Below are 19,874 nucleotides of genomic sequence, written 5' to 3' on the forward strand. Positions count from 1 at the left end.
CGATTAGGACAGCATGGCTACGAAAAAATTAAAAGGACTGGGTCGCGGACTCGACGCCCTGTTGGGCGGCGGTGGCGGCGACTTCGCCAGTCCGGACACAAATCAACCGTCGAACTTGCCCGTGTCGCAAATGCAAGCGGGCAAATACCAGCCGCGCACGCGCATGGACGAGGGGGCCTTGAACGAACTGGCCGCCTCGATCAAGGCGCAAGGGCTGATGCAGCCGATCCTGGTGCGCCCGATCGGGCAAGACACCTTGAGCGGACTTGTCAAATATGAAATCATCGCCGGCGAACGCCGTTTCCGCGCCTCGCAACTGGCCGGCCTGACGGAAGTGCCGGTGCTGGTGCGCGATGTGGACGACCTGGCCGCCGCGGCCATGGCGCTGATCGAGAATATCCAGCGCGAAGACCTCAATCCATTGGAAGAAGCGCAGGGCATTCACCGCCTGATCGCCGACTTCAGTTTTACGCATGAGCAAGCGGCCACTGCGCTGGGACGCTCGCGCAGCGCCGTGTCGAACCTGTTGCGTTTGATGAACCTGGCCGCTCCCGTGCAAACCATGCTGATGGCCGGCGATATCGACATGGGCCATGCGCGCGCGCTGCTGGCCGTCGATGCGGCCAGCCAGATCACCCTGGCCAATCAGGTTGTGGCCAAGCGCCTGTCCGTGCGCGAAACGGAAAAGCTTGTCACGCGCACGGTCGAGGAAGCGGCCAACCCGGTCGAGCCGCGGCAAAAGGAAAAGTCGGGCGACATCGCGCGCCTGGAAGAAGAGCTGTCCGATGCGCTGGCCACGCCCGTGGTGTTCAAGATGGGCAACAAGGGCCGTGGCCAATTGGTGATTGATTTTGCGGATCTTGACGTACTGGATGGTTTGTTGACCCGCTTGCGTGGTTAAATAGCAAGCTGCAAAGACAGGGGCCATGCGGGTGTGGACAATCGGGCCATGCTTTCCGGATGCACCACGTGATTCCTTGATAACACGGCTGGGAGCGGCCAGACAAGCGGCTTTGCCATATAGTGGTGCAAATGGCGGCGAATAGTCGGTAAAGCGTCAGTTTCACGCAGCAATTGCCCTGCTGCGGTGCAGCAACGTTTGACTCTATAGATCAAAGCCAACTATAATCCCGTGTCTTTGCGTGTGTAGATTTTTCTGGGAACTTGGCAATTGAGTGATTCACAACAAAGTATTGCCAAGCCAGTCTACAAAGTAGTTGCCTTGCAGCTAGCAATCGCTATCAGTTTTGCCACGGTCACCCTGTTTTTCGGTGGCAGTGTCAGAGGCTGGTCCGCCGCATACGGCGGCGCTATCGCAGTCATCGGTAGCCTGGTGTATGCCCTGTTGGTAGTTCGCGGTTCTAGCGACGCCAATAAGGCATTCCGGGCGCATTTGCGCGCAGAAGTGGTGAAAATATTTATCACAGCGGTGCTGTTTATATTGGCACTGGTGTTGTTTCAGTCGGCCGCCTGGTTATGGCTGATCTTGGGTTTCGCGGTGGCAACCTTAGCATACTGGTTTTCATTGCTCGCTGTTTAATCATTGGTTTTGGGGCCTGTTGAGCTCTGAAACGACAAATCTAAATTCATTATGACCACAGAACACGCTATTGAAGCGGGCCATGCTGCCCCGGCCAACGCCACAGAATACATCAGTCACCATCTGGCCCACCTGAGAAGTGCCGACGGCATGATCAATCTGGATACGTTCTGGATTTCGGCCATTCTGGGCTTTGTTTTCCTGGCTGTTTTCTATATGGCGTCGCGCCGCGCGACGGCTGGTGTCCCCGGCAAGTTGCAAAACTTCGTCGAAATGGTCATGGAAATCGTCAATGACACTATTAATGGGGCCTTCCACGCGAAAAGCAAGGTCATCGCGCCGCTGGCCATCACAATTTTTGTGTGGGTCTGGTTGCTGAACGCGATGGACTTCCTGCCGGTTGACCTGTTGCCGAAGATTCTGAGCTGGTTTGGCGTGCATAAACTGCGCGCCGTGCCGACCGCCGACGTCAACCACACCTTCGCCATGTCGCTGTCGGTCGTGCTGTGCGTGATCGCCTTCTCGATCAAGGCCAAGGGCCTGGGCGGCTGGATCAAGGAACTGTTCACGGCACCGTTCCATGCGAGCGGCCTGATCGGCACGATCGCCCTGGCACCTGTCAATTTCTTGCTGCAAATGGTTGAGCTGGTTGCAAAACTGATCTCCCTGTCGCTGCGACTGTTCGGCAATATGTATGCCGGCGAACTGATTTTCATCTTGATCGCGTTGTTGCCTTGGTGGGCACAGTGGGCGTTGGGTGGTCCATGGGCAATTTTCCATATCTTGATTGTAACTTTGCAAGCTTTTGTGTTTATGGCGTTGACGGTTGTGTATCTGAGCCTTGCGGTTGAGAAACATTAATCATTAACTTTATATTTTGTTTTTTTAGTATCTTTCGTTTTTAAATTTAGGAGAATTTTATGCAAGCTCTGATCGCACAAGTACAAAGCATGACCGTTCTGGCAGCAGCAATCATCATCGGCCTGGCCGCAATCGGCACCGCTCTGGGCTTCGCTATCTTGGGTGGCAAATTCCTGGAAGCTTCGGCACGTCAACCAGAACTGATGCCACAACTGCAAACCAAACTGTTCGTTATCGCTGGTCTGCTGGATGCTATTTCGATGATCGGCGTTGGTGTTGCTCTGCTGTACACGTTCGCTAACCCGTTCCTGTCCGCTCTGACGGCTGTTGCTCAGTAATTCGCTCCAACCCTAGGAGAAACTTTTAGTTAGGAGCAAAGGTATGGACATCAATATGTCGCTCATCGGCCAGATGATCACCTTCGCGGTGTTGGTCTGGTTCTCGATGAAGTTCGTATTTCCAGCGCTGAACAATGCGCTGGATGAGCGTGCCAAACGAATCGCGGATGGATTGGCTGCGGCCGATCAAGGTCAAGCTTCGATGGCAGTCGCTGAAAAGCGTGCGCAAGAGGCATTGAACAGTGCACGTGAAGAAGCGTCGCAACGCGTTGCGGACGCTGAAAAGCGCGCGCAGCTGGTTGCTGAAGAGATCAAGCAAAATGCACAAGCTGAAGCTGCGCGTATCATTGCGCAAGCCCAGTCGGACGCCGAACAGCAACTGTCGAAAGCACGCGAACAATTGCGCGCTCAGGTGGCTGACCTGGCTGTCAAGGGTGCCGAGCAGATCTTGAAGCGTGAAGTTAACGCTACGGCTCACGCCGAAATGTTGCAGCGTCTTGCTGTCGAGCTGTAATCATGGCAGAACTCGCAACCGTCGCCCGTCCCTACGCGGAAGCTTTGTTCCGCGTAGCCCAAGCTGGTAAGGAGTCAAGCAACCTCGCGGCGTGGTCCGAGCTGGTGTCCGAACTGGCACAGATCGGTAGCCACCCCGAGGTACAGGCGTACGCGCGCAATCCGAAAGTTTCGGAAAGCGACGTCGCCGCCACCATCCTGTCGTTGTTGAAATCGCCGCTCAATGAGGAAGTGAAAAACTTCGTCACGATGTTGATCGAAAATGGCCGCATCAGCCTGCTGCCGGAAATCGGCGCGCAATTCCATGCCTTGAAAAATGGCCTGGAAGGTGCGGCTGACGCCGAGATCACGAGCGCTTTCGATCTGAGCGAAGGCCAAACGGCCGAGCTGGTCGCAACGCTGGAAAAGAAATTCAGTCGTAAGCTCAACCCTGCCGTCACAGTAGATCCATCGCTGCTCGGCGGCGTGCGCGTGGTCGTTGGCGACCAGGTGCTCGATACCTCGGTGCGCGCCAAGTTGCAGCAACTGCACGCTGCACTGGTGTCGTAAGACACGCGCTTCGGCAGGCCAGCTTAGACAGACCCTTACCCCTCGCGCAAGCTGAGAGAAACACTTTTAGGAGTTAGTATGCAACTCAACCCATCTGAAATCAGCGAGTTGATCAAGAGCCGGATCCAAGGTCTTGACGGCGGCGCTGAAGTGCGTAATCAAGGCACGGTTATTTCCGTCGCCGACGGTATCTGCCGCATCCACGGTTTGTCGGACGTGATGCAAGGCGAGATGCTGGAATTCCCAGGCAACACGTTTGGCCTGGCAATGAATCTGGAACGCGACTCCGTCGGTTCCGTGATTCTGGGTGCCTACGAGCACATCTCCGAAGGCGACACGGTGAAATGCACCGGCCGCATTCTGGAAGTGCCAGTCGGTCCTGAGCTGCTCGGCCGCGTTGTCAACGCGCTGGGTCAGCCGATCGACGGCAAAGGCGCCATCGAAACCAAATTGACGGCCGCGATTGAAAAAATCGCACCGGGCGTGATCGCCCGTGAATCCGTTTCGCAACCGATGCAAACCGGCCTGAAGTCGATCGATGCGATGGTTCCAGTTGGCCGCGGCCAGCGCGAACTGATCATCGGCGACCGTCAAACCGGCAAGTCGGCTGTGGCGATTGATGCGATCATCAATCAAAAAGGCCAGGGCATGAAATGTATCTACGTCGCGATTGGCCAAAAAGCCTCGTCGATCAAGAACATCGTGCGCTCGCTGGAACAGCACGGCGCGATGGAATACACCATCGTTGTCGCCGCTTCCGCTTCGGAATCGGCCGCCATGCAATACATCTCGCCGTACTCCGGTTGCGCCATGGGCGAATACTTCCGTGACCGCGGTGAAGATGCACTGATCGTCTACGATGATCTGTCCAAACAAGCTGTTGCATACCGTCAAATCTCGCTGCTGCTGCGCCGTCCACCAGGTCGCGAAGCGTACCCAGGCGACGTGTTCTACCTGCATAGCCGCCTGCTGGAACGCGCAGCACGCGTGAACGCCGACTACGTCGAGAAGTTCACCGACGGCGCTGTCAAAGGCAAGACCGGTTCCCTGACGGCACTGCCGATCATTGAAACGCAAGCTGGCGACGTGTCCGCATTCGTTCCAACCAACGTGATTTCGATTACCGACGGTCAGATCTTCCTGGAAACCTCGCTGTTCAACGCCGGTATCCGTCCTGCAATTAACGCCGGTATTTCCGTATCGCGCGTCGGTGGCGCCGCCCAGACCAAGGTCATCAAAAACCTGTCCGGCGGTATCCGTACCGACTTGGCGCAGTACCGTGAACTGGCCGCGTTTGCGCAGTTCGCTTCGGACCTCGATGAATCGACCCGCAAGCAGCTGGACCGTGGTGCCCGCGTAACGGAATTGCTCAAGCAAGCCCAATACTCGCCACTGTCGATCTCGCTGATGGCCGTATCGCTGTTCTCGGTGAACAAAGGCTTCATGGACGACGTGCCAGTCAAGCAAGTGCTGTCGTTCGAAGCTGGTGTCCACGCTTACATGAAGACCAAGCAAGCTGCTCTGCTGGCCAAGATCGAAGAAACCAAGCAACTCGACAAAGACAGCGAAGCAACTCTGTCGGCGGCCATTGCTGATTTCAAGAAATCCGGCGCATATTAAGCGGCCAGGCGGCGCCCACCTCGAGTGAGGCGCCGCCCTACGCGCAGAAGGAGTAAGGACTCATGGCATCAAGCAAAGAGATACGAGGCAAGATCAAGAGCGTAGAGAATACGAAGAAGATCACCAAGGCGATGGAAATGGTCGCCGCGTCCAAAATGCGCAAGGCGCAAGACCGGATGCGGGCCGCTCGTCCCTACAGTGACAAGATTCGGAATATCGCCGCCAATCTGGCGACCGCCAATCCGGAATACACGCACCCGTTCCTGGCAGCTGCCCAGGGTACGCAAGCGAAGGCAGTGGGTTTCATCGTTGTCACGACCGACAAAGGTCTGTGCGGCGGCATGAACACCAACATCCTGCGCCAGGTGACGTCGAAGTCGCGCGAGCTGGAAGCAGCTGGCAACCGGGTTGAAGCAGTTGCCATCGGTAACAAGGGTTTGGGTTTTTTGAATCGCATCGGCGTCAAGATCGTCGCCTCTGCCATTCAGACCGGTGATACGCCCCACCTGGACAAACTGATCGGACCCGTCAAGGTCATGCTCGAAGAGTTCCAGGCAGGCAAGATCGATGCAGTGTACCTGTGCTACACCAAATTCATCAACACGATGAAACAGGAACCAGTCGTGGAGCAATTGCTGCCCCTGACGGCCGACAAGATGGTCGCCGACAAGAGCGCACACTCGTGGGATTACATCTACGAGCCGGATGCACAAAGCATCATCGACGAATTGCTGGAGCGCTATGTAGAAGCGCTGGTGTACCAGGCAGTCGCGGAGAATCTGGCGTCCGAGCAATCGGCACGGATGGTCGCGATGAAAGCTGCAAGCGACAACGCGGGTAGTGTGATCGGCGAATTGAAGCTGATCTACAACAAGACCCGCCAAGCTGCGATTACCAAAGAACTCTCCGAAATCGTCGCCGGTGCGGCTGCGGTTTAAACGAATTTAACTATATTGAAGGAACGAACATGGCTGATGGCAAAATCGTTCAGTGTATCGGCGCTGTGGTGGACGTTGAGTTTCCCCGCAACGCGATGCCTAAGGTATTTGATGCCTTGAAGATGGCAGGCTCGGAACTGACCCTGGAAGTACAACAGCAGTTGGGCGACGGCATTGTCCGTACCATTGCACTCGGCTCGTCCGATGGCCTGCGTCGCGGCATGATGATCCAGAACACCGGCAAACCAATCATGGTGCCAGTCGGTAAAGCAACCCTGGGTCGCATCATGGACGTGCTGGGCAACCCGATCGACGAATGCGGCCCCGTGTCGCACGAGCAGATCGCGTCGATCCACCGCACGGCTCCCGCATACGACGAACTGTCGCCATCGCAAGAACTGCTGGAAACCGGCATCAAGGTGATCGACCTGGTTTGCCCGTTTGCAAAAGGCGGTAAAGTCGGTCTGTTCGGCGGCGCTGGCGTAGGCAAGACCGTGAACATGATGGAACTGATTAACAACATCGCCAAAGCGCACAGCGGCGTGTCCGTGTTCGCCGGTGTTGGTGAGCGTACTCGTGAAGGTAACGACTTCTACCACGAGATGGCTGACGCGAAAGTGGTCGATCTGGAAAACCCGGAGAACTCCAAAGTCGCGATGGTCTACGGTCAGATGAATGAACCGCCAGGTAACCGTCTGCGCGTTGCGCTGACCGGCCTGACGATCGCTGAATCGTTCCGTGATGAAGGCAAGGACGTTCTGTTCTTCGTCGACAACATCTACCGCTTTACGCTGGCTGGTACCGAAGTATCGGCACTGCTGGGCCGTATGCCGTCGGCTGTGGGTTACCAACCGACCCTGGCTGAAGAAATGGGCCGTCTGCAAGAGCGTATTACGTCGACCAAGACCGGTTCGATCACCTCGATCCAGGCCGTCTACGTTCCAGCCGATGATTACACCGATCCGTCGCCTGCTACCACGTTTGCTCACTTGGATTCGACCGTTGCGCTGTCGCGTGACATCGCTTCCCTGGGTATCTACCCAGCCGTGGACCCACTGGATTCGACCTCGCGTCAGCTGGATCCGTTGATCGTTGGTCAAGAGCACTATGACACCGCGCGTGCCGTGCAAACGACCCTGCAACGCTACAAGGAATTGCGCGACATTATCGCGATTCTGGGTATGGACGAGCTGGCACCGGAAGACAAACTGCTGGTCGCCCGCGCACGTAAGATGCAGCGTTTCCTGTCGCAGCCTTTCCACGTCGCTGAAGTCTTTACCGGCGCGCCTGGTAAATACGTTTCGCTCAAAGACACGATCAAGGGCTTCAAAATGATCGCTTCGGGCGAACTCGATCACCTGCCGGAACAAGCGTTCTACATGGTCGGCACGATCGAAGAAGCAATCGAAAAAGCCAAGAAACTTAACTAAGTTAAGTCTGGGCCTAACCCCGCCCCTCAGAAGGCGGGGTTCTTCAACCCGATAGGACACACATGGCACACACAATTCACGTTGACGTGGTTTCCGCTGAAGAACTGATTTTTTCAGGCGAAGCAGAATTCGTCGCGTTGCCGGGTGAACAGGGCGAGCTGGGTATCTACCCACGCCACACGCCTTTGATTACCCGCATCCGTCCGGGCGCGGTCCGCATCAAGGTAGTCGGCCAGGCTGAAGAAGAGTTCGTCTTCGTTGCCGGCGGCCTGCTGGAAGTGCAACCGGATACCGTGACCGTTCTGGCCGATACCGCGATCCGCGGTCACGACCTCGACGAAGCGAAAGCGCTGGAAGCGAAGAAGTTGGCGGAAGAAAATATCCACAACAAGGATTCGGGCATCGACTACGCGCAAGCGCAAGCCGAGCTGGCCAGCGCAATTGCGCAACTGGCAGCGATCCAGAAGCTGCGCAAGATGTAATCACTGCGCCGCGCAAGAAAGGCAGCCTTCGGGCTGCCTTTTTTTTCAGCAAACGAATTTCAGTAAAAATTAGCGGCGCTTGTCCTTGCCCCTTTCCAGTCCCGCTTTCAATACCGTCTTCCACCTGGCGCGCGCGGCGATGCGCTCGAGCGGCGTTTCCTCGCTGCGGCGCGCGTCGCGCAGCAGCTTGTGATAATTGCGCAGGCGGTCCCCATCGACGGCGCCACGCACGGCACAACCGGGTTCGCTGGCATGCCGGCAATCGCGGAACTGGCACGCCGCCGCCAGCGCCGCGATGTCGTCAAAGGTGGCTGCCAAGGTTTCCACATCGGCATCGGCGCGCCAGCTGCGCAGCCCCGGCGTGTCGATGATGCACGCGCCGCTGGTGCACAGGTGCAGCGAGCGGGCCGTTGTCGTGTGGCGCCCGCGCCCGTCGCCATGGCGCACGCCGTTGGTTGCCTGCTCCGCCGCGCACAAGGTATTGGTCAGGCTGGACTTGCCGGCACCCGATGAACCGAGCAGCACCAAGGTCTGGCCGGCGCTCAACCAGGGTTCCAGGATGGCCACGTCATACGCATGGCGCGTATCGATGGCAAACAGGGGCACGTGGGGCGGCAGGCGCTGTCTGAGCTGCGCCAGCTTGCCCGGCACGTCGTCGGCCACGTCGGCCTTGCTCAGCACGACCACGAGGCTGACCTGGGCCGCCAGCACGATGGCCAGATAGCGCTCCAGGCGGCGCGGATTGAAATCTTCGTCCAGTCCCATCACCAGCAGTGCCGTATCGACATTGCTGGCAAGCAGTTGGCGCCGGCCGTCATTGCCGCGCCGCGCGATCTGCGTGACTGGGGATAAGTGCGCCGTTATCCACAGCGCGCCGTGACCGTCGGCTTCGGCGGCGACCCAGTCGCCGATGGCAAGGATGGTGTCCTGTGCCTGCAGTTCGTGCAGCAGGCGCGGCAGGATCTGCGCTGGCTGTTCCAGGATGCCGTCGTGCACGCCGATGCTGTCGCGGTGCACGGCGCAAACGCGCATCAGCTGCGCGGCGGGGGAAGAGATGTCGAGCTGGGTGGCTGCGCTGGCGATGGCCTGCTGCAGCCCGATAAGGCGTAGTTGTGCAAAATCGAATGCGATCATGGTAGCGTGATTCCAGATTCTGTCGTCCGCGTGCGGACGTGTAGCCTGCGCGTGCAGGCACCGCCAGTCGCGATGACTGGCACGAAAGAAGGGGAAGTCGGCTACGCGATCAGCGTATGGGGAAGTGCGGGCTAAAAAACTTAGCGGGGAAAAACGGTGATCAGGCAGCCGACAGCACGGCAGTATCCGAATGGCGCATGTTGTCTACTCCTGTTGTGTGATGGAAAACACCAGTGTGCCAGCGGCCTGCGCCGCCGTCAACAGAGGGTGTGGCTTAGCTGCACATGCCGTAAGCCTGGCGTTCGGGGAAATAGCGGTACGTAAACGTGCGCACTGGATAGCGCTTGCCACCGACGAGCATGTCGGGCATCGACAGATCGAAGCGCTGCGGCAGCTGGCGCGGCAGTTGCAACCGCAGGCGCCATTGCGTTTCCTTGCTGTTGCCGACGGCGGAAAACATGATGGGCAGCTGCTCGATGACGTCGACGATCTCCGCCTTCTGGTTCATGCCGCGCTGGTAAATGGTGAGTATCTTGGCTTGCGCGAAGGGCGGCTGTTTCGGTTCTTCCAGCAGGAAGGACAGGCGCGTAAAACTGGCTTGCGTACCGACGGGCAAAGTAAAAATCAGCGCCAGCTCCGTGCCGCCTTCCTTCAGGGTGACAGGCGGCGTGGCGTAGATGCTGATACCGCGCGGCAGCTCGAAACGCGAGCCCTCCGTCCACGTCTTGCACTCGGGCGTGGTGGCCTGGTACAGGCTGGGCGCCGTGTAGTCATCGCAGGCGGAAACCAGCAGCAGCAGGGGCAGGGCAAGGAGGACGGAACGGCGCATGGGAGTCACGGTTGGGGGAATGAGCCGACAGTGTAAGCGATCCCCACGCGATCCACCAGCGGCGCTAGGAATGCCCGGGTGGCGCGCGGCGTACGGATTGCAGCTGGCAATGCGCGGCCTGCAGCGCCTCCTTGATGATATCGAGCGCCAGCTGCGGCCGGGCCGCGCCGCACATGAAGATATCGACGGCGGCAAAGCCGACCTCGGGCCAGGTATGCAGCGAGATATGCGACTCGGCCAGCAGCAGCACGCCCGTGACGCCCTGGCCCGGGCCAAAGCTGTGGAAATGGCCGTGCAGCACTTGCGCGCCGGCCGCGATGGCGGCGTTGCGCAGCAGGCGCTCGAGCGCGGCGCAGTCGCGCAGGCGTTCCGGCATGATGCCCGACAGGTCAGCCAGCAGATGGGTGCCCAGGGGCAGATGCGGGGTGGACGCCATGCTTATTTGTGGCTCCCGCCGCTGGAACCGCCGCCATAGCTGCCGCCGCCGCTGCCCGTGCGCGAACTCCAGCTGCTGCCGCTGCTGCTGCCGGCCACCTTGAACATGCGCACCCAGTTGGCGGCCGTGACACTGAAGGTCACCATCAGGGCATAGATCACATATTTACTCATGGGGGATTCTTTGCATTCTTGTCGAGAAAAGCGGCGGGCAGGAATAGCGCCAGGCAGCCCAGCAAACTCCACATCAAGGTGCTGGAGAACGAGACGAACATCGGGATCGCGTTCAATACGAGCACGATGACGATGAAGACCTTGGCGATGCCGCGGTGGCTCAGCTCGATATTGTGCACCTGGTCGCCGCCATGGAAGGCGGCGCCGAACCAGGCGGCCATCTGGTCATAGGCGACGGGCACGGAGCGCGACCAGGTCATTTCCTCGCCGGTGATCTCGGCCGCCAGCTTGGTCTGTCCCTGTTCGAATTCATGCACATGCGTGCTGTCGCCGACGGCCACCTTCCAGTTGAAGGCGCCCGCCGCATACACGACCTGCGAGCCGTAGTCATACAGTTTGCGGTAGGTGGCGCCATCGAGCGTGCAGGTATCGGCGTCCAGCGACGCCCAGTTGGGCCAGTTCGGCAGCACGTTCGAGCGCGACCAGCCATCGTCCGTCTCCACCAGCCAGAAGAAGCCGGCGCGCGCGTTGTACAGCAGATATTCGTTCCACTCGCTGCCTTCGTCGTCGGCGCGGCGCATCATGCCGATGACCGTGAAGTCCACATTGCTGATCTTCGCGCTGGCGCCCAGTTCCAGGGAGATGTCGGCGTTGTCGTGCACCTGCTTGCCGATGGCCAGCACCTGCGCTTCCGGACCGCTGGCGTCGAGCTGCGCGTGGCAGGCGGGGCACACGAGTTGCGCCGCCGCGCCGGGCACATAGTGGATGCCGTTGCCGCAGGAAGGGCAGTCGAGCGCATCGAGCTTGCCGCGGTACTTGCCGGCGCTTTTTGCGATGGCGTCGTCGTCGCGCAGCAACTGGCACTGCAAGCCATCCAGGGTGACGGCGACGCCCTGGTAGACGACCGGTTGCGGGCCATCCGTGTAGTCGAGCGTGACAAAGCTGGCGTAGTTGCGGAAGTCCGCCACCTGGATGCGCCAGCCTGCGCCCACCTTGAACGGCAATTCGCCCTGGCCGGCGATGCATTCGGCGTTGCGGATCTCGGCCGCCGTGTACGGCTCGCCGCAGATCGTGTAGCGCTTGCCCGGCGCCAGCTCGCCAAACACGGGTAAGGTATCTTGCGTACTGCGCTCGCGTGTCAGGGTGTACAGGCCGGACGAGTCGCCCAGCCACGCCGTGCTGGCGTCATCGAACAGCAGATACCACTCGTTCCACGTGCCGGCGCTGTAGCGCTGCTGGATGCGGCCGACAACGGTGAAGTGCACGCCATCGTGCACGCCGGCCGTGCCGATCTGGATCGGCGTATAGTCTTCCAGGACGGCCGACATCTTGCCCATGTCCCTGACGGAATCGGCGTCCTTGAGGATGGTGCTGTGGCAGTACTCGCACACGGCGAGCACGGAAGCGTGCGAGCGGAAGCGGACTTCCGCGCCGCAGCTGGGACAGGAAACAGTTTGCATGCAGTCGCGCTTAGCCGATCAGTTTTTTCAGCAGTTCAGCCTTGGCGCCATCGTAGTCGGCCGGCGAAATGAGACCCTTGTCGAGCAGGCCCTTGAGTTTTTCCAGGCGCGCCTCGATCGGTTCTTCCGCGGGGGCAGGCGGCGCCGCCGGCGCCGGTGCCGGCTGCTGCAGCGCACCGCCCATGCTTTGCGCCATCACCTGGCCGATCGACAGCCCGGCGCCCAGTCCCGCGCCGATGCCGGCCATGCCGCCTTCGTTCTGCGCCGCCAGCGGGATCGCATTGGCCACTTGGAATTTCGTGTAGCCGCTCATCTTGTCGGCACCCAGGCCGCCCTTCATGCCGGCCGAGATGCGTTCGTCGAGCGCCGCCTGCAATTCCTCGGGCAGGCTGATGCTGGCCACGTTGAATTCATCGAGGCCCACGCCATAGCGGGCAAACGCCTGCGCCAGGCCATCCTTGACTTCCTGCGCCATCAACGCCTGGTTGGCCGCCATGTCGAGGAAGGGGACGTTCGCGCCGCCCAGCGAGCTGGCCATGCTCGACATCAGAATGCCGCGCAATTGATCTTCCACCTCGTCGCGCGTATAGACTTCGCGCGTGCCGCTGATCTCGGTGAAGAAGGTGCGGGCGTCGGCAATGCGGTACGAGTACATGCCGAACGCGCGCACGCGGATCATGTCGAAATCCTTGTCGCGGATGGTGATCGGCTGCGGCGTGCCCCACTTGCGGCCAGTCTGCACGCGCGTGCTGAAGTAATACACGTCCGACTTGAACGGTGAATCGAACAGCTTGTCCCAGTTTTTCAGGTTGGTCAGCAGCGGCAAGGTTTGCGTCGTCAGCTTGTGCGTGCCGGGACCGAAGACGTCGGCGATCTTGCCTTCATTGACGAAGACGGCGACCTGCGATTCACGCACATTCAGGATGGCGCCGTTCTGGATCTCGAAATCCTGCATGGGGAAGCGCCAGGCCAGCACGCCTTCCGTCTCTTCGTTCCACTGCAGTACGTCGATAAACTGCTTCTTGATAAAGCTGCCGAGGCTCATGATGAATGTCCTTGAAAAGATAAAGCGGGGTCAGGAAATGCAGGCGGCGTTGATGGCGCCGATCGACACGGCAATGGCGCCCAGCAGGCCGCCGAAAGCGCTGTTGTTCGATTCGATCTGGTCCTTCGACATGCGCAGCAAACGCGTGGTCACCACATAGGCGAGCAATTGCACCACCATGGCGCCGAAGGCCCAGGCGAAGAATTGCTGGTAGTCGGCCGTGTGCATCAGGGACGAGGCGATGGTGGCGGAAAAGCCCAGCAGCGCGCCGCCCAGCGACAGGGCCGCCGCCTGGTTGCCCTGGCGGATCAGCAGCACCTCGTTATACGGCGTGACGCGCGTGTAGATGATAAAAAAGGCAATCAGCAGCGCGGCGGCCAGTATAAGATGGATCAGATAGTTTAGGATGGCGGGCACGGCTTTCCTCGCAATGAGCATTTGATAACGTCAACGCATATTAGAACAAAAAAAAGTCCAATGAACAAAAAGATTCTGATTTTGTCCGTCTTCGTGGTCGCCTCCTGCGGCCTCGCGTATGAACTGATCGCTGGCGCCATGTCCAGCTACCTGCTTGGCGACTCCATCCTGCAGTTTTCCACCATCATCGGCTGCTACCTGTTTGCCATGGGCGTAGGTGCTCACTTTTCAAAGTACGTAAAGGACGACGACGTGCTCTCGCGCTTCGTCGACATCGAACTGGCCGTGGGCCTGATCGGTGGCCTGTCGGCCGCCATCCTGTTCATGACGTTTTCGTGGATGGCGGCGCCATTTCGCACCTTATTGTATGTGATGGTGTTCCTGATCGGCGCACTGGTCGGCATGGAAGTGCCGCTGGTGATGCGCGCCCTGAACACGCGCCAGACGGAATTTTCCGAGCTGGTCAGCCGCGTGCTCACCTTCGATTACCTGGGTGCGCTGGCCGTTTCCCTGCTGTTCCCGCTGGTGCTGTCGCCGTATCTGGGCCTCGTGCGCACGGGCTTTTTGTTCGGCATGCTCAACGTGGGCGTGGGCCTGTGGAGCATTTATGTGTTCCGCGCGGAGTTGAAGAACCTCACGGGGCGTTTGCTGCGCGCCTGCGCCGTGATGCTGCTGCTGATCGCCGGCTTTGCCATGTCCGACCGCATGGTGGCCTGGGGAGAACATGGCCTGTTCGGCGACCAGATCGTGTATTCCACCACCACGCCCTACCAGCGCCTGGTGATCACGCGCTGGAAGGACGATACGCGGCTGTACATCAACGGCAATTTGCAGTTTTCCTCGCGCGACGAGTACCGCTACCACGAGGCGCTCGTGCATCCCGTGCTGGAAGCGCTGCCGTGGGCGCGCCGCGTGCTGGTGCTGGGCGGCGGCGATGGTCTGGCCCTGCGCGAAATCCTCCGTTATCCCCACATCGAACACGTCACCGTGGTCGACCTCGACCCTGCCATGACGGCCGCGTTTACCACGCGCCCGGAACTGGCCAAGCTGAATAACGGCTCGTTCTCGGACAAGCGCGTCACCGTCGTCAATGCCGATGCCGCCGTCTGGCTGCGCAACAACGGCGACATGTTCGACGCGGCCATCGTCGATTTCCCCGATCCGTCCAGCTTCGCGCTCGGCAAACTGTATTCGGTGCCGTTCTACGACCTGGTGAAAAAGCACCTGGCGGCCAAGGGCTTGATGGTGGTGCAATCGACGTCGCCGTTCTTTGCCCCGCACGCCTACTGGACCATCAATTCGACCCTGCGCGAAGTGGGCATGCGCACCTGGCCCTACCACACCTACGTGCCCTCGTTCGGCGAATGGGGTTTTATCCTCGCCTCGCCCCAGCTCGACTACACACCGCCGACGAAATACCGCCTGCCCATGCGCTACCTGAATGCGGACACCACGCGCGAAATGTTCATCTTCCCGCCCGACATGCAGCCGCTGCCGATGGCACCGAATCGCCTGAATACCCAGTCGCTCGTGCATGAATTCGAGCAGGACTGGAACCGGGTGATCCGCTGATGCAGCGCCGTTCCTTCATGCTGTGGGCCGCCGGCGGCACGGCAGCGGCGGCCGCCGCCGGCATCGGCAGCATCGCCGCCTATCTGCGCTGGCAGGAAATCACGCCCAGGGTGCTGTACCCGGGCCGCAGCGAGGGTCACTATTTGCGTGAGCTGCTGCGCGAGCGCAAGGCGCTGCCGCCACCGTCACGCACCTTGCGCACCGACGTGGCCATCCTCGGCTCGGGCATCGCCGGCCTGACGGCCGCCTGGCGGCTGAATAAACTGGGGCACAAGGATTTCCTCATGGTCGATGGCCCGCAGCCCTACGGCAACGCGGCCGGCGGCCATTTCGGCGACCTCGCTTATCCCACGGGTGGCCACTACCTGCCGCTGCCTTCGCCCGAATCGACGCATGTGCGAGAGATATTGTTCGACCTGGGCATCATCGAGCGCGATCCGCAGGCGGAAAAGCCCACTTACGACGAGCGCTACATCCTGCATGCGCCGGAAGAGCGCTTGCTGTTCAACGGCCAGTGGCAGGATGGCTTCATTCCCACCGAAGGTATCTCCGCCGATGAACTGGCGCAGCACGAGCGCTTCTTTGCCGAGGTGCGGCGTTTGCGCCAGGCGCATGGCAACGATGGCAAGCGCGTCTTCGTTTTCCCTACCGTGGAATCGTCGCAAGACCCGGCCTGGCAGGCGCTCGATACCATCACCTTGAAACAGTGGATGGAACGCGAAGGCTATACCTCGCCCACCTTGCACTGGTATTTGAATTACTGCTGCCGCGACGACTATGGCACGCGCTACGACCAGGTCTCGGCCTGGGCCGGCCTGCATTACTACTGCAGCCGCTGGGGCCAGGCGGCCAACGCGGGCAATGGCGCCTGGCTGACCTGGCCGGGCGGCATGCAGCCGGTCGCCACGGCCATGGAGCAGGCCTCGGGTGTTCAACGCCATGCGGGTACGGTGGTTTCCCTCACGACGACGGCCAGCGGCGTGGAGGCGCTGTGCCTGGAGCTGGTCGATGGCCAGCCGCGCACCTACCTGGTCAAGGCGCGCAAGGCCATCTGCGCCATGCCGCTGTATGTCGCGGCGCGCGTGGTGGAGAACATCGCCGCCTATGGCTTCGACGCGAAGCGCCACACGCCCGCGTATGCGCCGTGGATGGTGGCGAATTTTTTACTTAAACGCTTTCCCGACGAACTGCCGCATGCACCGCTGTGCTGGGACAACGTGGTGTACCAGGAGCCGGGCCTCGGCTATGTCGTCTCCACGCACCAGGACATCCGCGTGCGCCCGCCCGAGAAAACCGTCTTCAGCGCCTACGTGGCCTTATCTGACCGCACGCCGCAGCAAGCGCGCAAATGGCTCGATACGGCCACGCCCGAAGAATTGCTGGCGCTGGCCAGCGTCGATTTGAAGACGGCGTATGGACGCGATTTTGCCAATTGCGTCGAACGCGTCGACATCACCGTGCGCGGCCACGCCATGGCCGCACCGTTGCCCGGTTTTCGCAGCAATGCGGGGCTGAAAGCGCTGCGCGAACACGATGGCGCCATCCTGTTCGCGCATGCCGATCTGTCGGGCTTTTCCGTGTTCGAGGAAGCGGCGTGGTGGGGCGACCGTGCGGCGCGGCTGGCGATCACATAAATGAAAAAGGCCGGCGCAAGCGCCGGCCAGAGCCCCCTAAGGCTCGAACCTGTACTTCCTTGTTCTTCTCATTTATTTTTATTAATGACGTCGATGAAGACGGCCGCCAGCAGCACCAGGCCCTTGATTACTTGCTGGTAATCGATGCCGATGCCCATGATGGACATGCCGTTGTTCATCACACCCATGATGAAGGCGCCGATGACGGCGCCCATCACCTTGCCTACGCCGCCCGAGGCCGAGGCGCCGCCGATGAAGCAGGCGGCGATCACGTCCAGCTCGAAACCCGTACCGGCCTTCGGTGTGGCCGTATTCAGGCGCGCCGCGAAGATCAGACCGGCCAGCGCGGCCAGCATGCCCATGTTGACGAAGGTGTAGAAGCTGACCCGTTCCGTCTTGATGCCGGACAGTCGCGCCGCCTTTTCGTTGCCGCCCACGGCATACACGCGGCGGCCCAGCACGGTGCGGTTGGTAATGAAGGTGTAGGCGACGATGAGCAGCGACATCACGGCCAGCACGTTGGGGAAGCCGCGGTACGACGCCAGCAGATAGCTGAAATACACCATCACGGCGGCGAAGACCGCATTTTTCAGCAGGAAGAAAGCGCGCGGCTCGTTTTCCATGCCGTGTTTCAGTTGCTTGGCGCGGCTGCGCAGCGAGGTGATGATCAGCGCCGCGGCGGCGATCACGCCCAGCAGCAGCGAAAAGCCGCGCAGGTTTTCGCCGCCGAACGGGTCGGGCAGAAAGCCGGAGCTGAGCATCTGGAAGCCTTCCGGGAAGGGGCCGACCGACTGGCCAGCGAGCAGCGCCAGGGTCAGGCCCTTGAACACCAGCATGCCGGCCAGGGTGACGATGAAGGAAGGAATCTTGAAGAAGGCGACAAAATAGCCTTGCGCGCCGCCGATGACGGCGCCGGCCAGCAGGCAGAGGATGCTGGCGGCGACAAAATTCATGTTGTAGTTGACGATCAGGACGGCCGCCAGCGCGCCGACGAAGCCGACCACCGAGCCGACGGACAAATCGATATGGCCAGCCACGATGACCATCAGCATGCCCAGCGCCATGATGACGATGTAGCTGTTTTGCAGCACCAGGTTGGTCAGGTTCAGCGGCTGCATCAGGGTGCCGTCGGTCATGTACTGGAAAAAGCCCATGATGACGATCAGCGAGAGCAGCATGCCGTAGTCGCGCATATTGTTCTTCAAAAAGCCGGCATAGCTTTTCGCTTGCGGCGCGGCCGCTGGCGCTGCTGCTGCCGACGCGCCTGCTGTCAATTTATTGTCCATTGTTTTCTCCGTGTGTAACGATCGCGCGCATGATTCGCTCCTGCGATGCTTCTGCCGCGCTCAATTCCGCCGCAAAGCGGCCTTCGTTCATGACATAGATCCGGTCGCACATGCCCAGCAATTCCGGCATTTCCGACGAGATCATGATGATGCATTTGCCTTCCGCGGCCAGGTCGCTGATGATGCTGTAGATCTCGTACTTGGCGCCCACGTCGATGCCGCGGCTCGGTTCATCGAGGATCAGCACGTCGGGGCGCGAAAACAGCCACTTCGCCAGCACCACTTTCTGCTGGTTGCCGCCGGACAGATTGACCACCTTCTGCGCCACGCTCGAGCAGCGGGTCTTGAGCTTGCGGCGGAACTCCTCGGCCACGCTGAATTCACGCTGCTCGTCGATCACCATGTGCTGCGAAATCGCATCGAGGTTGGCCAGGCTGGTGTTCTTCTGGATGTCTTCCTCGAGGATCAGGCCCAGGCCCTTGCGGTCTTCCGTCACATACGCGAGGCCGTGCGCGATCGCCTTGCCGATGGTGCTGACATCGATTTCCTGGCCATTCTTGAGCACCGTGCCGCTGATGCGCTGGCCGTAGGCGCGGCCGAAGATGCTCATCGCCAGTTCCGTGCGCCCGGAGCCCATCAGGCCGGCGATGCCGATGATCTCTCCCTTTTTCGCATGCATGTTGATGCCCTTGATGACGGGGCGGTCGGCATGCTCGGGGTGGAAGACGCGCCAGTCGCGCACTTCGAAAATGGTCTCGCCTATCGTCGGCGTGCGCGGCGGATAGCGGTCGGCCATTTCGCGTCCGACCATTTTTTCGATGATGCGGTCTTCGCTGACGGGTTCGATGCGGCAGTCGAAACTGTCGACCGTGTTCCCGTCGCGCAGCACCGTGATGGCATCGGCGACCCTTGAAATTTCATTGAGCTTGTGCGAGATCAGGATCGAGGCGATGCCCTGGGCTTTCAGGCCCAGCAGCAGGTCGAGCAGGGCCGCGCTGTCGCTTTCGTTCAGGCTGGCCGTCGGCTCGTCGAGGATCAGCAGCTTGACGTCCTTGCACAGCGCCTTGGCGATCTCGATCAGCTGCTGCTTGCCCACGCCCAGGTTGGTGATCAGGGTGTCCGGGGACTCTTTCAAGCCGACTTTGTGCAGCAGTTCGCGCGTCTTGCTTTGCGCGTATTCCCAGTCGATGACGCCCATGCTGGACGGTTCGTTGCCGAGGAAGATATTCTCGGCGATCGACAACTGGGGCACCAGCGCCAGTTCCTGGTGGATGATGATGATGCCGATTTCTTCGCTGTCCTTGATGCCGCGAAAGTGCCGCGTCTGGCCCAGGTAATCGATGTCGCCCGTATAGCTGCCATGGCCGTAGACGCCACTGAGCACTTTCATCAGGGTCGATTTGCCGGCGCCGTTTTCGCCGACGATGGCGTGGATCTCGCCGCTGCGTACCCGCAGGTTGACATTGTCGAGCGCAACGACGCCCGGGAATGTTTTGCGTATCCCGCGCATTTCCAGGATAGTGTTCGTCATATAACCTCTCTGGCACGGCCGCGCTGGTCGGCATCGGTCGTGCTGCAGTCTTGTTCTTGATAGTGCGTGAAGCGAAAGGCCCGGCA

21 protein-coding genes are annotated in these 19,874 nt (G+C 60.3%); 12 read left to right on the plus strand and 9 right to left on the minus strand.

Annotated features, from left to right (window positions below; genetic code table 11):
• Window positions 1–13 precede the first annotated feature (13 nt).
• From V3C40_RS18255 to V3C40_RS18300, 10 genes are all read left to right on the plus strand, one after another.
• Complete coding sequence (locus V3C40_RS18255) at window positions 14–901, plus strand: ParB/RepB/Spo0J family partition protein (RefSeq protein WP_034752690.1); 888 nt, start codon at window positions 14–16, stop codon at window positions 899–901.
• 270 nt (window positions 902–1,171) lie between these two features.
• On the plus strand, window positions 1,172–1,540 hold the full coding sequence (locus V3C40_RS18260) for an ATP synthase subunit I (RefSeq protein WP_034752692.1): 369 nt from the start codon (window positions 1,172–1,174) through the stop codon (window positions 1,538–1,540).
• A 51-nt stretch (window positions 1,541–1,591) separates the two neighbouring features.
• Window positions 1,592–2,401 (plus strand): F0F1 ATP synthase subunit A, encoded by an 810-nt coding sequence (gene atpB / locus V3C40_RS18265; RefSeq protein ID WP_046681851.1) that lies wholly within the window; start codon window positions 1,592–1,594, stop codon window positions 2,399–2,401.
• 59 nt (window positions 2,402–2,460) lie between these two features.
• On the plus strand, window positions 2,461–2,739 hold the full coding sequence (gene atpE / locus V3C40_RS18270; protein ID WP_034752695.1) for a F0F1 ATP synthase subunit C: 279 nt from the start codon (window positions 2,461–2,463) through the stop codon (window positions 2,737–2,739).
• Between the two features lie 43 nt (window positions 2,740–2,782).
• Window positions 2,783–3,253 carry a F0F1 ATP synthase subunit B gene (locus V3C40_RS18275; protein WP_034752697.1) on the plus strand — a complete coding sequence of 157 codons (471 nt, stop codon included), beginning with the start codon at window positions 2,783–2,785 and terminating at the stop codon, window positions 3,251–3,253.
• A gap of 2 nt (window positions 3,254–3,255) precedes the next feature.
• Entirely contained in the window at window positions 3,256–3,801 is a 546-nt protein-coding gene (locus V3C40_RS18280) for a F0F1 ATP synthase subunit delta (protein WP_034752699.1), read from the plus strand.
• A gap of 78 nt (window positions 3,802–3,879) precedes the next feature.
• A complete protein-coding gene (gene atpA, locus V3C40_RS18285) occupies window positions 3,880–5,421 on the plus strand; it encodes a F0F1 ATP synthase subunit alpha (RefSeq protein WP_034752701.1) in 1,542 nt (513 codons plus the stop codon).
• 62 nt (window positions 5,422–5,483) lie between these two features.
• Window positions 5,484–6,359: a F0F1 ATP synthase subunit gamma gene (atpG, locus tag V3C40_RS18290; RefSeq protein ID WP_072456005.1), complete on the plus strand. Its 876-nt coding sequence runs from the start codon at window positions 5,484–5,486 to the stop codon at window positions 6,357–6,359.
• 29 nt (window positions 6,360–6,388) lie between these two features.
• Window positions 6,389–7,789, plus strand: coding sequence for a F0F1 ATP synthase subunit beta (gene atpD, locus V3C40_RS18295; protein ID WP_034752705.1), 1,401 nt, complete (start codon window positions 6,389–6,391; stop codon window positions 7,787–7,789).
• A 62-nt stretch (window positions 7,790–7,851) separates the two neighbouring features.
• Complete coding sequence (locus tag V3C40_RS18300; protein WP_034752707.1) at window positions 7,852–8,271, plus strand: F0F1 ATP synthase subunit epsilon; 420 nt, start codon at window positions 7,852–7,854, stop codon at window positions 8,269–8,271.
• A gap of 69 nt (window positions 8,272–8,340) precedes the next feature.
• On the opposite strand, the gene rsgA is transcribed toward V3C40_RS18300, so the two are convergent.
• The 7 genes from rsgA to V3C40_RS18335 form a co-directional block, all read right to left on the minus strand.
• Complete coding sequence (rsgA, locus tag V3C40_RS18305; RefSeq protein WP_331778197.1) at window positions 8,341–9,405, minus strand: ribosome small subunit-dependent GTPase A; 1,065 nt, start codon at window positions 9,403–9,405, stop codon at window positions 8,341–8,343.
• A 274-nt stretch (window positions 9,406–9,679) separates the two neighbouring features.
• Window positions 9,680–10,234: a hypothetical protein gene (locus V3C40_RS18310; protein ID WP_331778198.1), complete on the minus strand. Its 555-nt coding sequence runs from the start codon at window positions 10,232–10,234 to the stop codon at window positions 9,680–9,682.
• 64 nt (window positions 10,235–10,298) lie between these two features.
• Complete coding sequence (speD, locus tag V3C40_RS18315; RefSeq protein ID WP_072456001.1) at window positions 10,299–10,670, minus strand: adenosylmethionine decarboxylase; 372 nt, start codon at window positions 10,668–10,670, stop codon at window positions 10,299–10,301.
• A 2-nt stretch (window positions 10,671–10,672) separates the two neighbouring features.
• On the minus strand, window positions 10,673–10,843 hold the full coding sequence (locus tag V3C40_RS18320) for a hypothetical protein (RefSeq protein WP_157814714.1): 171 nt from the start codon (window positions 10,841–10,843) through the stop codon (window positions 10,673–10,675).
• Complete coding sequence (locus V3C40_RS18325; protein ID WP_331778199.1) at window positions 10,840–12,303, minus strand: DUF4178 domain-containing protein; 1,464 nt, start codon at window positions 12,301–12,303, stop codon at window positions 10,840–10,842. Before V3C40_RS18325 ends, V3C40_RS18320 begins: the two co-directional genes overlap by 4 nt.
• A gap of 10 nt (window positions 12,304–12,313) precedes the next feature.
• Window positions 12,314–13,348 (minus strand): SPFH domain-containing protein, encoded by a 1,035-nt coding sequence (locus tag V3C40_RS18330; protein WP_152251544.1) that lies wholly within the window; start codon window positions 13,346–13,348, stop codon window positions 12,314–12,316.
• Window positions 13,349–13,378: 30 nt separating this feature from the next.
• Complete coding sequence (locus V3C40_RS18335) at window positions 13,379–13,765, minus strand: DUF350 domain-containing protein (protein ID WP_331778200.1); 387 nt, start codon at window positions 13,763–13,765, stop codon at window positions 13,379–13,381.
• A gap of 60 nt (window positions 13,766–13,825) precedes the next feature.
• Here V3C40_RS18335 and V3C40_RS18340 point away from each other — a divergent pair, with 60 nt between their 5' ends.
• Complete coding sequence (locus V3C40_RS18340) at window positions 13,826–15,337, plus strand: polyamine aminopropyltransferase (RefSeq protein ID WP_442907293.1); 1,512 nt, start codon at window positions 13,826–13,828, stop codon at window positions 15,335–15,337.
• Window positions 15,337–16,971 (plus strand): NAD(P)-binding protein, encoded by a 1,635-nt coding sequence (locus V3C40_RS18345; protein ID WP_331778201.1) that lies wholly within the window; start codon window positions 15,337–15,339, stop codon window positions 16,969–16,971. Before V3C40_RS18340 ends, V3C40_RS18345 begins: the two co-directional genes overlap by 1 nt.
• Before the next feature lie 68 nt (window positions 16,972–17,039).
• Here V3C40_RS18345 and mmsB read toward each other — a convergent pair whose 3' ends face one another.
• Together mmsB and mmsA are read right to left on the minus strand one after the other, a co-directional pair.
• Window positions 17,040–18,257 (minus strand): multiple monosaccharide ABC transporter permease, encoded by a 1,218-nt coding sequence (mmsB, locus tag V3C40_RS18350; RefSeq protein WP_331778202.1) that lies wholly within the window; start codon window positions 18,255–18,257, stop codon window positions 17,040–17,042.
• Entirely contained in the window at window positions 18,247–19,788 is a 1,542-nt protein-coding gene (gene mmsA, locus V3C40_RS18355) for a multiple monosaccharide ABC transporter ATP-binding protein (protein ID WP_331778203.1), read from the minus strand. Before mmsA ends, mmsB begins: the two co-directional genes overlap by 11 nt.
• Between the last annotated feature and the right edge of the window lie 86 nt (window positions 19,789–19,874).

The organism is Janthinobacterium sp. LS2A, assembly GCF_036543145.1.
Classification (GTDB): domain Bacteria; phylum Pseudomonadota; class Gammaproteobacteria; order Burkholderiales; family Burkholderiaceae_D; genus Janthinobacterium; species Janthinobacterium aestuarii.

What these genes read in the sequence shown, in the direction of transcription:
- V3C40_RS18255 (WP_034752690.1), top strand. Translation starts at nt 14, where the DNA reads ATGGCTACGAAAAAATTAAAAGGACTGGGTCGCGGACTCGACGCCCTG.
- atpB (WP_046681851.1), top strand. Translation starts at nt 1,592, where the DNA reads ATGACCACAGAACACGCTATTGAAGCGGGCCATGCTGCCCCGGCCAAC.
- atpE (WP_034752695.1), top strand. Translation starts at nt 2,461, where the DNA reads ATGCAAGCTCTGATCGCACAAGTACAAAGCATGACCGTTCTGGCAGCA.
- V3C40_RS18275 (WP_034752697.1), top strand. Translation starts at nt 2,783, where the DNA reads ATGGACATCAATATGTCGCTCATCGGCCAGATGATCACCTTCGCGGTG.
- V3C40_RS18280 (WP_034752699.1), top strand. Translation starts at nt 3,256, where the DNA reads ATGGCAGAACTCGCAACCGTCGCCCGTCCCTACGCGGAAGCTTTGTTC.
- atpA (WP_034752701.1), top strand. Translation starts at nt 3,880, where the DNA reads ATGCAACTCAACCCATCTGAAATCAGCGAGTTGATCAAGAGCCGGATC.
- atpG (WP_072456005.1), top strand. Translation starts at nt 5,484, where the DNA reads ATGGCATCAAGCAAAGAGATACGAGGCAAGATCAAGAGCGTAGAGAAT.
- atpD (WP_034752705.1), top strand. Translation starts at nt 6,389, where the DNA reads ATGGCTGATGGCAAAATCGTTCAGTGTATCGGCGCTGTGGTGGACGTT.
- V3C40_RS18300 (WP_034752707.1), top strand. Translation starts at nt 7,852, where the DNA reads ATGGCACACACAATTCACGTTGACGTGGTTTCCGCTGAAGAACTGATT.
- rsgA (WP_331778197.1), bottom strand. Translation starts at nt 9,405, where the DNA reads ATGATCGCATTCGATTTTGCACAACTACGCCTTATCGGGCTGCAGCAG.
- V3C40_RS18310 (WP_331778198.1), bottom strand. Translation starts at nt 10,234, where the DNA reads ATGCGCCGTTCCGTCCTCCTTGCCCTGCCCCTGCTGCTGCTGGTTTCC.
- speD (WP_072456001.1), bottom strand. Translation starts at nt 10,670, where the DNA reads ATGGCGTCCACCCCGCATCTGCCCCTGGGCACCCATCTGCTGGCTGAC.
- V3C40_RS18320 (WP_157814714.1), bottom strand. Translation starts at nt 10,843, where the DNA reads ATGAGTAAATATGTGATCTATGCCCTGATGGTGACCTTCAGTGTCACG.
- V3C40_RS18325 (WP_331778199.1), bottom strand. Translation starts at nt 12,303, where the DNA reads ATGCAAACTGTTTCCTGTCCCAGCTGCGGCGCGGAAGTCCGCTTCCGC.
- V3C40_RS18330 (WP_152251544.1), bottom strand. Translation starts at nt 13,348, where the DNA reads ATGAGCCTCGGCAGCTTTATCAAGAAGCAGTTTATCGACGTACTGCAG.
- V3C40_RS18340 (WP_442907293.1), top strand. Translation starts at nt 13,826, where the DNA reads ATGAACAAAAAGATTCTGATTTTGTCCGTCTTCGTGGTCGCCTCCTGC.
- V3C40_RS18345 (WP_331778201.1), top strand. Translation starts at nt 15,337, where the DNA reads ATGCAGCGCCGTTCCTTCATGCTGTGGGCCGCCGGCGGCACGGCAGCG.
- mmsB (WP_331778202.1), bottom strand. Translation starts at nt 18,257, where the DNA reads ATGGACAATAAATTGACAGCAGGCGCGTCGGCAGCAGCAGCGCCAGCG.
- mmsA (WP_331778203.1), bottom strand. Translation starts at nt 19,788, where the DNA reads ATGACGAACACTATCCTGGAAATGCGCGGGATACGCAAAACATTCCCG.